At 58.8% G+C, this 13,332-nt stretch carries 10 protein-coding genes; 1 reads left to right on the plus strand and 9 read right to left on the minus strand.

Going from position 1 to position 13,332, the window contains the following annotated elements; all coding sequences use genetic code 11:
* Window positions 1-54: 54 nt before the first annotated feature.
* The 3 genes from BL8807_RS01850 to BL8807_RS01860 all read right to left on the minus strand — a co-directional run bounded on the left by BL8807_RS01850 (window position 55) and on the right by BL8807_RS01860 (window position 4,269).
* A complete protein-coding gene (locus BL8807_RS01850; RefSeq protein ID WP_158217125.1) occupies window positions 55-1,938 on the minus strand; it encodes a DUF4012 domain-containing protein in 1,884 nt (627 codons plus the stop codon).
* Between the two features lie 169 nt (window positions 1,939-2,107).
* A complete protein-coding gene (locus BL8807_RS01855) occupies window positions 2,108-2,701 on the minus strand; it encodes a hypothetical protein (protein ID WP_143147933.1) in 594 nt (197 codons plus the stop codon).
* Between the two features lie 110 nt (window positions 2,702-2,811).
* Window positions 2,812-4,269 carry an AAA family ATPase gene (locus BL8807_RS01860; RefSeq protein WP_072723554.1) on the minus strand — a complete coding sequence of 486 codons (1,458 nt, stop codon included), beginning with the start codon at window positions 4,267-4,269 and terminating at the stop codon, window positions 2,812-2,814.
* 427 nt (window positions 4,270-4,696) lie between these two features.
* Between BL8807_RS01860 and BL8807_RS01865 the strand changes: the two genes are divergently transcribed.
* Window positions 4,697-6,073, plus strand: a complete 1,377-nt coding sequence (locus BL8807_RS01865) for an ATP-binding protein (protein WP_072723552.1) — start codon at window positions 4,697-4,699, stop codon at window positions 6,071-6,073.
* 137 nt (window positions 6,074-6,210) lie between these two features.
* Here BL8807_RS01865 and rfbB read toward each other — a convergent pair whose 3' ends face one another.
* From rfbB to BL8807_RS01895, 6 genes are all read right to left on the minus strand, one after another.
* A complete protein-coding gene (gene rfbB / locus BL8807_RS01870) occupies window positions 6,211-7,230 on the minus strand; it encodes a dTDP-glucose 4,6-dehydratase (RefSeq protein ID WP_072723550.1) in 1,020 nt (339 codons plus the stop codon).
* Between the two features lie 406 nt (window positions 7,231-7,636).
* Window positions 7,637-8,824 (minus strand): glycoside hydrolase family 1 protein, encoded by a 1,188-nt coding sequence (locus tag BL8807_RS01875; protein WP_072723548.1) that lies wholly within the window; start codon window positions 8,822-8,824, stop codon window positions 7,637-7,639.
* Window positions 8,825-8,859: 35 nt separating this feature from the next.
* Complete coding sequence (locus BL8807_RS01880; RefSeq protein ID WP_370737530.1) at window positions 8,860-9,735, minus strand: carbohydrate ABC transporter permease; 876 nt, start codon at window positions 9,733-9,735, stop codon at window positions 8,860-8,862.
* Window positions 9,736-9,751: 16 nt separating this feature from the next.
* Entirely contained in the window at window positions 9,752-10,669 is a 918-nt protein-coding gene (locus BL8807_RS01885; protein WP_072723544.1) for a carbohydrate ABC transporter permease, read from the minus strand.
* Between the two features lie 5 nt (window positions 10,670-10,674).
* The gene (locus tag BL8807_RS01890) at window positions 10,675-11,970 is read right to left on the minus strand and encodes an extracellular solute-binding protein (protein WP_072723542.1); all 1,296 of its coding nucleotides are present in this window, start codon (window positions 11,968-11,970) and stop codon (window positions 10,675-10,677) included.
* 260 nt (window positions 11,971-12,230) lie between these two features.
* Entirely contained in the window at window positions 12,231-13,325 is a 1,095-nt protein-coding gene (locus BL8807_RS01895; RefSeq protein ID WP_072723540.1) for a LacI family DNA-binding transcriptional regulator, read from the minus strand.
* Window positions 13,326-13,332: the final 7 nt, after the last annotated feature.

Below are 13,332 nucleotides of genomic sequence, written 5' to 3' on the forward strand. Positions count from 1 at the left end.
CTTCGAGAAATTCTCTCGAAGACCTTTTCATATTCATATGCCATATGCGGCGAACTACTCCAGAGTCGGCGTCTGACGCAGTTTCAATTCCCCAATCGCTTCCGTTGAGGTCATCAGATGTACGGTGAGTTCACAGCTCTCCCCCGGCTGTAACGTAATCTTCTTCACACCATAGGTCAATCCCTCATGCACGCTGACGGTATCATATTCACCATCGCCGACGCCGCTCCCGCTGAATGACCAACTCACCAAGCGCCCCCCGGCTGGCGCATACGTATATACAGAAGTGATGATTTCCCCAGACCGCGTATTGTCGGCTTCATCATAACCGCGCACATATTCAGGAATTGAATCCACAGCGGCCGGATCGACGGTATTGGTCAGTTTGACATGCAGCACATACTGCTTGGCCCCATTGGGATATGTCTTCTCGTATTCCAGAGAGGACTCACGCTGGAGATACCAGTCCATTTTGCCCATCGTGCCATCGTTAAAATACAGGCCTGCAACTGGTTTGGTGGAATCTGTTTCCAGTTCGCCGGAGACGGTGGTGCCGGAAATCAGTTCCTGCTCGTCCTCATGCGCCGACCACAGCAGAATATGACCATCGGTGACGGCGGAATTCAACGCCTTGATCAGTGCGACGTTGTCGCTGCTTCCTTGCTTGATCCTATCGAACACGCATTGGGCGGCGTCGGAGAAGAACGTATCCGTCTCGGCGGGAGTCATGGAGGCGTAGCTATCGCTAAGCAGCGCCTTCACCGTGTTCTGTCCATCCAGCACCGTGCCATTGGAAGTGGTCACGCTGCCGGTAACGGCCAGAATCCGCTGCAAAGCCACCGGGTCCACACTGATCATACCGTCCACATCCTGGCCTTTAAGCTGTTTCCACATCACGCTGCCGATATAAGCGGAACGCGGGAAATCGGGCGTGAAGTTGATGCTTTGCTGATACTTGGCCAGATTATCGCCATACAGCACCCTCTCTTCAGCCGTCAGTTCCACCACCGGCGTATCAGACACTTTATATGCCGAATCGAATTCCGAAATCGAAATCGCACCGTTACTCACGGTGATCACACCCCACGAACCCGGAATGCCGCCCGTGGCTCGAATTTCGGCGTTGTTCTGCGAAATCAGCAGATAGTTGCGCGTCTGCCCGTCCTCAAGCCCCAGCATCTTCGGCAGCAGCTGCGCCGCGCGCGAGACGGTGTCAAGCAGAGACGAAACCGTGTTGAACTTGGTTTTCGCGCTATCCACCGCGTCGGCCAGCTGCGCGATCCGCAATCCATCCACGGCCTGCAGCTCGTCGTTGGCCTGGCTGATCACCTCACTGGCCGTCGTCAGATCGGTGGCCCGGCTGGCCAGGTCGCCGATCTGTACCTGTCCGTTCTCCACGGCGATGGAATCCAGTGAGAATCCGTCCAACGCGGTGGACAACGACGGCAGCGCATCGGTGGACACCGTCTCCAACGCGCTCACCACAGATCGCACCGCACCGATATCCGACCCCACGTACGGCGTCCAAGAGGCGAGCGCCCAAATCGGGCTGTTGGTCTGCCGGTAGGCCGCGTCGATATGCTCCGCCAAATCGTTCAACCCACTGACGGCTTGGTCGACGTCGCACTCCCCCACGCTGGTCTGGATCTGCGAAACGACCGCCACCGCTTGTTCGACCTCGCTTTTCGCCTTCAGCGCCGAAACGCCGAACCATGCGCCCAAGGCGATCAGCACGCCCAGCACCACCGCCACAACAATCAGAATGCGACGGTTGCGCCTGCGCCTGCGTTCACGCAGCCGGCGCTGGGCGGCGCGACGAGACCGACGCTCCCCCGACGCCGACGAAGCCCCAGCTGGCGGCATCGGAGGTTCCACCCCCGCCATCGGGGCATCCGTCAACCCCTCGAACAGGTTCTCGCCATCATTGTTGAACGTCATGGCTCCGTCTCCTTCCATGCCCCGCTCCGTGCTTCCAGGGCGACGACGTGATCATGCTTTCATCCCGGTGATATCCCCATCCCACAATACCGTGTCTTGCCCCGAAGCCGTGCGATTCGGTACCCCCCTTGTAAAACACTCCACATTCGAGAACCCAGAGGAGAACATGCTATTCAGGAATGGCCAGATGCAGGTTCGAGCCTCTTCGCAGCGACGAGACGCCGTTTTGGACGGCGTCCCACGTGTCTCGGTAGTCGCCGGGCACCGCCACCTCCGGGCTTCGCATAAAGGCTTTGAACTGCGGCAAGTCGTTTGCGAACCGCCGGCGGAACGACTGGGCGAGTTTCGACTTCTCGGAGTTGGAGAGGCTGCCGGATCGATTATGCAGCGCGTGTTCCATATTCCTGGAGAAGTAGTAGATCCGATACGGAACCTCATGCTTCTGATACGTCAGGCATGAGATGCTCGACAGTTTGCGCAACGATTCGCTTTTTCTGCGGTTGCGCAAACGTATGCTTTCCGTTTTGCCGGTGAGTATGCGATCCTCACGATATTCGATCGCGTCCGTCTCCCCCGCAAGCACAAGGCTTTCCGGGATGAAGGCGCCATCCATGTCGCATATCTGCACGATCTGCGCGATGTCCTTCCATTGGTAGCCGCGGTCACGTTTCAGCTCGCCAACGATCAGGTCCCGCACCCGATCGCGGGGCTCTTTGGACGTCTGCGCGACGGTCACATCGCCGTGCACGACGTCGAACTTCACAAGATGGCCGTTGAACAGTCGTTGGAAAACGCTTCCGAGGGCGGTTTCCTCCGTGGGTCCCTCCACTATGAACAGAATGACCTTTCTGGTCGCCGGGTTCGCCATGGGAATCACCCGTTCTCCGGAAAGCCGGAATCGTAGAACGCGCCGTCGATATCGAATATGTTGGTCGGTTCGTACACGGTTTCCGCCTGGCCTCCGAGGTTGATCGCACGCAGGTATTGGCTGCGCAGGTTGCTTTTCTCCCGGCTGCCGCGGAATTTGATATAGCGCCGTTCGGGATTGGTGGTGGTGAACACCAACGATCCTTTGTTCAGGGTTTCCAGGGGGCGCAGGTTGTGCGCGGTGAAGATCAGCTGCCCCCGACCGTGATTCTGAAGCACCTGAAGAATCTCCCCCAAGAGAAATTCGAATACGCCGGAGTCCAATTCGTCGATGGCGACGCAGGCTCCAGGCTTGGAGTACACGTCAATGAGCAGGGTGAGGATTGAGACCAGTTTTTTGATGCCTTCGGATTCGCACCGTAGCGGAACGGTTGTCCCGCCTCGAGTGCAGGTGATTTCAACTCGCTCGGCCGGGGTTCCGTCATCGCCCAGCATGCCTCCGAGCTGGACGACGCCCAATGAGAGCCCCGGCACCAGCGCGGAAAGCACTGGAGTCATTTTCTCCACCGTATTGCGCAGATCATTGAGCTGTTTCTCGTTTAGGGTAGCTGGTTCGGCCAAGTTCACGATGAACGACGCGTCCGCCAATCTGCCCAGCTCCCCTTCATGCGTCGCGATGTGCAGATGGTTCAGCATGGAGACCGCGTATTGGGAGACAGCGACCACCGCCAGGTCGGTCAGAGCGAACAGCTTCATGCCTGTGATCAATTGCCATAGCATCGCAAGCGCCGATGCGGAGCCGAGCGTTTTCCCAACGCCACCCGCGGTTTTCGATTTCGCATTCGATTTCGCTTTGCCGACGGTCTTATTGCTCAGTTCTCCAGCCAAGAGGAAGAAATCGTTCGAGAAAACAAGCGAGCAGGATTTGTCGGCTGAAAGACGTTGGGCCACCGCCAATCCGGTTTTCGCATCCTCATCCAAAGACATGATGTCTTTCCAGAATTGTTTCGGCTTAAGTTCGTAGCCCCAGTGTCCACCGTCCTTCAAGGAGTACGACAATAAGGTACGCATGGGCTCTTTCCTGGAAAGATCCTTGCACGCGAGTTCTTCGCCGATCGGCGACGGTCCGTTGCTCGACTCGGTAAAAGTCACCTTATAGACGAACAAAAGATCGGCTTCCTGCGTTTCATTATTGAAAAGAACGCCTTCGACGACGATTTCCGCCTCATCGCTTTCTTTCGATACGCAGTCGGCGGCGACGTTTCGAATGCCTTTTCCGCTCCACAGATGTTTCACTATGCCAAGCGCCTGAATCACAGAGGTCTTGCCGGAACCATTCTGCCCGTAGATGCCCACGATATCGGCGTCCGGAGCGGGCTCGCCTTTTTTCCACGTCGACAGAGCGACCTCGCCATGCCCAACATTCTTGAAACCATTCAGCGTGATTGACCGAAGACGAATCATGGCACTCCTTTCACCATATTCGTCTCATTCTATACGAAATCAAGATAAACCATCTTGAAAATCGTAAAAAAGTAACGTTTTACAACAATCCATACTTCAGCAAACGACCCCAAGCCGCAACGTTCTTCAGCTACGTCATCCCCCGAACAAAGGCGCAGCCATTCTCCCTCGTCACCCTAAACAAGGACGCTGTCCTTCTCCCTAGTCATCCTGAGCGAGGGGCGCAGCCTTCTCCTCGTGTCATCCTGAGCGAAGGGCGCAGCCCGAAGTCGAAGGATTCCAACTTCCAAAACTTGGAATTTTTGACATTTCACCATGTTTGAAACTTGGAATTTTTGTCATTTTCACCCGTTTCAAACTTGGAATTTTTGACATCCACTGCTCTCAGGACTATTCTTACAAGCCATATCCCACGCGAGGAGGCCCGATGCTGCAACGAAAAGTCACCGCGAAACTGCTCAACTGGAAGAACTCCGAGAGCCGCAAGGCGTTGTTTCTCACCGGAGCACGGCAGGTAGGCAAAAGCTATGTGGTACGAGACTTCGCCAAACAACACTTCGACGTCAACGTTGAAATCAATCTTTACGAGAACCGGCAGGCCGCGCAGGCCCTTGAAGAGGCGACCAGCGCGCAGGACTTCATCCAAAGGATCACGCTGTTCGCAAATCAGCCTCTTGTGCCGCATCACACTCTAATCTTCATCGATGAGGTGCAGGAACGCCCGGATATTATGACCATGGTGAAGTTCCTCGTGGAGGATGGCCGTTTCGACTACGTGTTCTCAGGTTCGATGTTGGGCACGGAGCTCAAGGGAGTGCGGTCCTATCCCGTTGGCTTCGTGACGGAGCAGACCATGCATCCGCTAGATTTTGAAGAATTCTGCTGGGCCATCGGCGTTCAGGAATCCACCCTGGATACGATACGCGAGTCCTGCGAAAACGGCTCTCCCGTACCCGATTACATCCATGAAGCCATGATGGCGAATTTCAGAACGTATCTGGTGGTGGGCGGTATGCCGGAGACCGTGCAATGTTTTCTCAATACCAAAGGCGATCTGGCCGCCGTTCGAGAACTCCAGCAGGATCTCAACCGCCAATACCGGCATGACATCTCGCAGTACGCCGGCAACCGCGCGCTGCAGGTTCAGGAGATTTTCGACCAGCTTCCCACCCAACTGGTTGAGGGCAATGGACGATTCAACGTCTCCAGTCTCGCCGCCGGAGCGCGATATGACCGCAGTCAAAAGGATTTCATATGGCTGGTCGATGCCGGCGTCGCATTGAAAACGGATTGCGTTTCCGAGGCGAAGCATCCGCTTCGGCATACCGCTCAATCCCCCAAATTCAAGCTGTACCAGTCCGATACCGGCATGCTGATGGCCAGATACCCCGCGGCGACAGCGCGTGCGGCATACTTGGATGACAAAGAGCCAAATCTAGGCGCGATTTATGAGAACGTCGTGGCGCAGGAACTCACCGCGCAAGATGTCCCCTTACATTACTTCATGGTGAAAAAGCAGGGGGAGGCCGATTTCATCGCGGATACCAGCGAAGGAAAGGTGATGCCGTTCGAGGTGAAATCCGGACGCAATTTCCGCGCCCACTCCTCGATTGATGCGCTGCTAAGCTCTTCCGACAGCCGCATCCCTCGTGGAGTTGTGCTCTCGCGCTCTAATGTGAGATCAGAAGGCAAGGTGACATACCTCCCGATCTACGCCACATGGCGCCTATCCAGCGTATGCAATCTCGCCACCATCACGGACCATGATGAACCTGATTTCACTCTCACCGTCCGCCCGGTCTGATAGGGCAGCATGGCGAGCCGATGACTTCTGTTTGTGATTCACACCTGTCCCGCCGGTGATTTCATGCCAGTCTCATTCCCGATTCCACACCTCCTCACCCTATCCGAATCGACGACGAGGCCGTCTTTATCCGACGCTTACTGGCCTTGGGACTTGTATCGGGCTTCGGTGGCGGCCTTGACCGGCTCCCACCACGCGCGGTTCTCCGCATACCATTCGATGGTCTGCCTCAAACCGGATTCGAAGTCCGTATGTTCGGGCGTCCAACCCAGCTCGCCGCGCAGCTTCGTCGAGTCGATCGCGTAGCGGCGGTCATGGCCTGGCCTATCCTTGACCCAGTCGAACGCGTCCGCGTCCTGGCCCATCATCTCCAAGATCATGCGCAGCACGGTGATGTTGTTCCGCTCGCCGTCCGCGCCGATCAGATACGTCTCACCCACACGGCCCTTCGTCAGGATCGTCCACACGCCGCCCGAATGGTCCTCCGTGTGGATCCAATCACGCACGTTCTCACCCCGGCCGTACAATTTCGGACGCACGCCCTCCAGGATGTTCGTGATCTGACGCGGGATGAACTTCTCCACATGCTGGTACGGACCATAATTGTTCGAACAGTTGCTGATCGTGGTCCTCAACCCGTACGTGCGCGTCCACGCGCGCACCAGCATATCCGACGCCGCCTTCGTCGACGAATACGGACTGGAGGGACGATACGGCGTCGACTCCGTGAACCGGGCCGGATCATCCAACGCGAGATCGCCATACACCTCGTCCGTGCTCACATGATGGTAGCGGATCCCGTACTTGCGCGTCGCCTCCAACAAACGGAACGTGCCCTCCACGTTCGTTTTCAGGAACGGCTCGGGATCCGCGATCGAATTGTCGTTATGCGACTCCGCCGCGTAATGCACGATCGCGTCATGCCCCGGCACCAGACGATCCAACAGGCCAGCGTCGCAGATGTCCCCCACGACCAACTCCACACGGCCCCCGGGAAGACCAGCGATGTTCTCCGGATTGCCCGCGTACGTCAGCTTATCCAACACCGTCACATGAACATCCGGATGATGGTCCACCACGTAGTGCACGAAATTCGAACCGATGAAACCACAACCACCGGTCACAATAATATTCCTAGGAGAGAAGTCTTCAGCCATACCGAAACCATACCTCGCACGCGAGTCGACTTCAGCCTTGGGATATGCACGGAGCTGGCAATATAATTATCGACGCTGCGAACAACCCAAACAAACACGGGACAAATTACCCGGATTGGGCTATCTGCGTTACGGGTAGTGGATTCTGGTTCCCGCAAAGGTCAATCTGCGTTACGGGTAGTGCCCGAATGGTCGTTCGCCAAGTATCAGCCCTTATTTCCCAACAGTCATACATGGGATAACGTTCAAAGCCCACTACCCGTAACGCAGATCGATGTCCGCACACCGTAAAATCCACTACCTGTAACGCAGATCGCAGAAGCGGCACCCATCAGCATGTGATGAGCGCCGCCTCCTTCAGGTTTCGCCAGCCGGTTCGCTCGCGAAATACGCCGCAAACCGCCCGTCAGCGATAGGGATGCACGACCTGCTGCGTGCGGGAGCATTCGCCCAGCCACGACAGCGACGGCTTCGGCCGCCGCTCGAAGGTCTCCGGATCCCAGGCGATCAGACCGAACGTGGGCTTGAACGATCCCCACTCGTAGTTGTCGAGCAGCGACCAGTGCAGATATCCGCGCACGTCGATGCCCTCTTCCATAGCCTCGCGCAATCCGCCGAGCGCGTCGAATGTGTAGTCGACACGTCGCGTGTCGTCATTGGTGGCGAGCCCGTTTTCGGTGACGAACAGCGGCGTGTGCTTACCCACTTCCCACGTGTGCCTGGTGGCGATGCCGATGGCGGGCGGGAAATACTCCCATCCGGTGAGCGTGCGCTCCGCATCGTCGGCGACGGGAAGCGGCCCGTCTTTGCCGATGAACGTGCGCAGGTACGCTTGAACGCCGATGAAGTCGTCCCCCGCGCCCGCTTCGGTGAAGTAGTCCTCGCGAGGATATTGATATTCCAGCATCTCCTGTTCGCAGCCCGGCGCGGCGTGGAACGCCTGACAGGCGATCGTCCACCCGGTTTTCGCATCCGGAAGGGCGGCGAGCACCTGACGCGCCTTCTTGTGCGCTTTCACCAAGTTCGCGGAAATCACGGGATCCGGCGCGGGCAGCGACGACGCGACGAAGTCGGAGCCGACCGTTCCGCCCCTGGTCAGGGCGACCATATTGGGCTCGTTGATGGTGCAGATCCAATGCACGTCCTGGAGGATGGGCAGCAGATATTCCACATACCGGCCGAACAGGTCGGTGGAATCGTCGCGCAGCCAGCCGCCTTCTTTGGCGAACCATAGCGGCAACGTCATATGGTTCAGCGTGACCATCGGCTCGACGCCGTACTTATGGCACACATCGATCATGCGCCGGTAGTGCAGCCGTTGTGCCGGGGAGAAGAATCCCTCTTCGGGCTCGATGCGAGCCCATTCGATGGAGAAGCGGTACATGGTCAGTCCCGCGTCGGCCAGCAGTTTGATGTCCTCCTCATAGCGGTTGTAGCTGTCGCTCGCGTCGCCGGAGGGTTCTTTGAGATCGCTGTTGGGGTTTTGCTCGCGCGCCCACCAGTCGGACGACACGTTGTTGCCTTCGATCTGGTGCGCGGCGGTGGATGCGCCCCAAATGAAGCCGGAGGGGAAGGTGAGGGTTGGTGCAGCCATATGTCGGATTCCTTTCAGAACTGCAGAAGAAACGTTTATTTGATGCCGGTCATGGCGACGCCCTGGATGAAGTACCGCTGCAGGAAGATGAACAGCAGCAGGATGGGCGTGATGACCAGCACGGCGCCGGCCAGCAGGACGCTGTAGTTAGTCGCGTTCTGTCCTGTGGAGTACAGCGACAGAGCCACGGGCAGCGTGTATTTGTCCTCCGTCTGCGCGGCGACCAACGGCCATAGGAAGTTGTTCCACGACGAAAGGAACGTCAGGATCGACAGCGTCGCGATCGCGGGACCGCATTGCGGCAGGATGATTTGGAAGAAGATACGCACCTCCCCCGCGCCGTCAATTCTCGCGGCTTCCATAAGCGCGTCCGGGATGCCGCCGATGAACTGGCGCATCAGGAACACGCCGATCGGCTGCGTCAGGAACGGCAGAATCAGCGCCGCGTACGAGTTCGACAATCCCATATTCGACACGATCACGAACAGGGGAACGAACGTGGCCACGCTGGGCACCATGAGGGTGACCATCACCGCGCCGAACAGGATGTTCTTTCCGGTGAATTTCATCTTCGCCAGCGCGTAGCCGACCATGGAGCAGAACACGATGTTGCCCAGCACCGTGATGACGGACACGATGAGGCTGTTGGTGAAGTAGGTGCCGAAGTCGAGCTGGGTGAACCATCTGGCGAAGTTCTCCCACGTGACATGTTCCGGGAGCAGTTTCGGCGGTTTGGCGAGAATCTCCCGTTGTGTTTTGACCGAACCGAGCGCCATCCACAGGAACGGGAAGATCCAGAGGAACCCGATCAGGGTCAGGACGATGTACACCGGTCCCCTGTTGTTCAGGAAACGCCGCCAGAGGGAGACTTTGTTCTCCGCCACCGGAGCCGACGTCATAGCTTGCGACATGCTCATGACCATCCCCTTAGTCTTCGGATTTGAGGATTCGGAACTGCAGCGCGCTCACCACCGCGATGATGATGAACAGCACCCAACTTGCCGCGGAGGCTATGCCGTATTGGCCGAATCCGAACTTCTGGTATACGTAATAGGCTGCCGACAGCGTCGAGTCGAGAGGTCCGCCCTGGGTCATGACGAATGATTCCTCGAAGAACTGCAGGTAGGCGACGGAGATGAGCACCGCGCCCAACAGGATGGTGGGTTTCATCAGGGGCAGGGTGATGCTGCGGAAGGTGCGCCACTTGCTGGCGCCGTCCACGGAAGCAGCTTCTTTCAGCTCTTCCGGGATGGCTTGCAGTCCGGCGAGGAAGATGATCATCAGCGTGCCCATGTTGCGCCAGATGGTCATGACCATCAGCGCGGGAAGGGCGAAATGCGTGTCATGCAGCCAGTCGGGGCCTTGGATTCCGAACACGGCGAGGATCTGATTGAGCAGGCCGTCCTCTTGGAGGATGTAGCGCCACACCACGGAAACGGCGACGACGCTGGCCACCACGGGCGCGTAGAACAGGGCGCGGAAGAACGAGTTGACGTGACGCAGTCCCTTGTTGAGGGCGACGGCGAACGCCATGGCGATGACCATGGTGATCGGCAGTCCGATCAGCACGAAGATGCCGGTGTTCAGCAGCGCCTTCATGAACCTCGAGTCGGAGAACAACGCCACATACTGGTCGAGTCCGACGAAGTTCACGTTGAAGGGGGTTCGCAGGTCACGGGATGTAATGTCGGTGAACGACATCGCCACGGAAGAAAGAAGGGGGATCAGCATGAACACGCAGAACACCAGCACGAACGGCAGTGCGAATCCCCAGGCAATCAGGGTCTGGCGGCGGCGGAGGGCCTTACCCGAACCCTCCGCCGTCTTCTTGCCACGGAACGACATGCCCGTCAGTTCCCCATACCGATCGAATCGGCTTCGGACTGCAGGCTCTCCAGTCCTTCCTCAACGGTCACCTGACCCTTGTTGATCTGCTCGACGATGCGGTCGCCGGCGGATCCGACCTGCGCCCAAGTGGCCAGAGCGGGCGGCGCCATGGTGCTTTCGAGCTGGTCGCCGAACGCCACGAGTTTGTCGTTGTCCGCGAGCGCCTCATCGCTCCACGCCGTCTGGGACGCCGGCAGATCGGAGGAAAGCTCGTACCATGCGGCCTGCACCTCGGGCTGGCTGGCCCACTGGATGAACTTCCACGCGGCCTGTTTGTTGTCGGAATCCTTGAATACGACGAGGTCGCAACCGCCGACGAAGGAGACCGCGTCGGGGGAGCCGTCCATGGACGGCAAGGTCACGGTCGTGTACTTGTCTTCGAAGCCCTCGCCGCCGAGCTCGTTGATCTGGCTCACGGCGGTCGGTCCTTCGATCATCATCGGAGCCTCGCCGGAAACGAAGTTCGTGATGTTCGCGCCGGCGCTCACGTCGGCGTTCGGATCAGCGATGCCGTCCTCATACAGGCTGGAGGTGAAATCAAGCGCCTCCTTCATGGCATCGGTGTTGAGGGTCCATTGGGTCTGGCCGTCGTCGGTCAGTTCGGCGCCCGCGGAGAACACGTACGGAAGGACTCCGATGAACGAGTCGGTGCCGGACGGCTGCTGGTACATGCCCCATTCGACGCCGTCGACCTTCTGCAGGTCCTGGGCCATCTGCTTGAGCTCGTCCCAGGTTTCGGGAGCCTCGGTCCAACCGGCCTGCTCCGCGATGTCGGTGCGGTAGTAGAGCACGCGGGTGTCGACATACCATGGGATGCCGAGTTGCGTTCCATCCACCTGGCCGGCCTCGAGAGGACCTTCGGAGAAGTCGCTCAGGTCGAAGTTGTCGGGCACTTGGGAGAAGGAGTCGGAGAAGTCGGCCATCCAAGTGGTGCCCATCTGCGCGATGTCCGGTCCGTTGCCGGCCGCGATCGCGGTCTGCAGCTTGTCGTGCGCGCTGGACCACGGGATGGCGGTGACGGTGACGGTGACGTCGGGGTTCTCCTCTTCGAAGTCCTTGACGAAGTCGCCAAGCAGGTCGCCTTCGTTGCCCATAGCCCAGATGGTCAGTTCGCCGGTGGCCGGGCTGGAGTCGATGGTGGTGACGTCGTCCGCGCTGGCGGTGCTATCGGTGTTGGTGCGTCCGCATGCGGTGACGCCGACGAGCATGGCGGTTCCTGCGAGCAGGGCCGCGGTTTTCTTCAACATTGAATGGGTCATTGGTTCCTCCTTGAATCTCCAGATCCTCAATCTAACCGCTTAGATTGATAGCAATATTTAAGCGCTTAGATTTCTGTTTGTCAAATCCACGCACCTCACGACACGCCAGAGGAAGGCATCCTGAGCAGATGGGAATCACAGTCGGAAACCGACAGTAGATGCCAGCAGGCCATCAACGTAGGCCAAGCCAGCAGCAGCAGCATCGCGTCCATACCGCAATGCCACGCAATATCACGTCACGCAACGATTATGCGTTCGTTTTACGCGCAGCCGCAGCTCTCCCTCGCAATGAACCGCACCGGAAGCCGGTATTCGCAAGGCTCCCGCCATGGGTCCTCCGCCTGCTCGTCCAAAAGCTTCGCGGCCAGACGTCCCATGGCCTCCATCGGCTGGCGCACCGTCGTCAGCGTCGGATGCAACAGGCGGCCGGCCAGCACGCCGTCGAATCCGGTGACGATCACATCGTCGGGCACCTTCAGGCCGGCATCCTGCAACAGCTCCACGACTCCGAGGGCGCTTTGATCATTCGAACACACCACCGCCTCCGGCAACTGCCCCGATCCGAGCGCATCGCACAACTTCACGAACCATTCCGCGGACACCGCGCGGGAATCGTCCACAAGCGCCGGCATATCCCCCAACCCCCGCTCCCGGATGCGCCGCACGAACGCGGCGTACCGCTCACGCATATCCGAGGAGTCCTGCACGCCGACGAACGCCACGCTGCGCACATGATGCACATCGATGAGATGATCGACGATGGCGTTCATGCCGGTCGTATTATCGCAGTTCACATACGCGGCCGGCACGTTTTCACTACCGGCGCTGATGCGCACGACGGGCATCTGCCGGCACAGGCGCTCCAACGGCAGCCCCTTCACGTACTCGCTGGGGAATAACGCCAACCCATCCACTCGCCCGGCGATCTCCGCGATGGATTCCTCCGCCCCATGTCCGGCCGCGGTGCTCAACTGCAGCACCCTGCCACGCCGCCAGCATTCCAGTTCGAATCCGCGCTGCACCTCGTCGACATACAGCGGATACGCGCGCACGTCAGGGTCCATGATGTCGGATCCGGCGTTCGTGTAGGCGTTTTCGGCATCGTCTTCGGCGAGTTCGATGCCCTCGGTGCGCTCAAGCAGCATGTCGAACGAATACAGCCCCAGCACGCCCGTGCGCCCGCGGGCCAATCCCCGCGCGCTGGCGGACGGAACATACTCCAATTCGTGGGCGGCACCCAGCACCTTCTCTCGGGTGGAGGGTTTGACCTTCTCCGGATGCCGGAAGGTGAAAGACACCGTGGCCGTGGAAACGCCCGCCTTGTTCGCAACGTCGTATACCGTGGCCCTACGCATGGTCGTT

Source organism: Bifidobacterium lemurum, assembly GCF_014898175.1.
GTDB lineage: Bacteria > Actinomycetota > Actinomycetes > Actinomycetales > Bifidobacteriaceae > Bifidobacterium > Bifidobacterium lemurum.

Bases quoted from the DNA above. Each gene is read 5' to 3' on its own strand.
- BL8807_RS01895 (WP_072723540.1), bottom strand. From the start codon at position 13,325: ATGCGTAGGGCCACGGTATACGACGTTGCGAACAAGGCGGGCGTTTCC.
- BL8807_RS01850 (WP_158217125.1), bottom strand. From the start codon at position 1,938: ATGACGTTCAACAATGATGGCGAGAACCTGTTCGAGGGGTTGACGGAT.
- BL8807_RS01890 (WP_072723542.1), bottom strand. From the start codon at position 11,970: ATGACCCATTCAATGTTGAAGAAAACCGCGGCCCTGCTCGCAGGAACC.
- BL8807_RS01885 (WP_072723544.1), bottom strand. From the start codon at position 10,669: ATGTCGTTCCGTGGCAAGAAGACGGCGGAGGGTTCGGGTAAGGCCCTC.
- BL8807_RS01880 (WP_370737530.1), bottom strand. From the start codon at position 9,735: ATGTCGCAAGCTATGACGTCGGCTCCGGTGGCGGAGAACAAAGTCTCC.
- BL8807_RS01865 (WP_072723552.1), top strand. From the start codon at position 4,697: ATGCTGCAACGAAAAGTCACCGCGAAACTGCTCAACTGGAAGAACTCC.
- BL8807_RS01875 (WP_072723548.1), bottom strand. From the start codon at position 8,824: ATGGCTGCACCAACCCTCACCTTCCCCTCCGGCTTCATTTGGGGCGCA.
- rfbB (WP_072723550.1), bottom strand. From the start codon at position 7,230: ATGGCTGAAGACTTCTCTCCTAGGAATATTATTGTGACCGGTGGTTGT.
- BL8807_RS01860 (WP_072723554.1), bottom strand. From the start codon at position 4,269: ATGATTCGTCTTCGGTCAATCACGCTGAATGGTTTCAAGAATGTTGGG.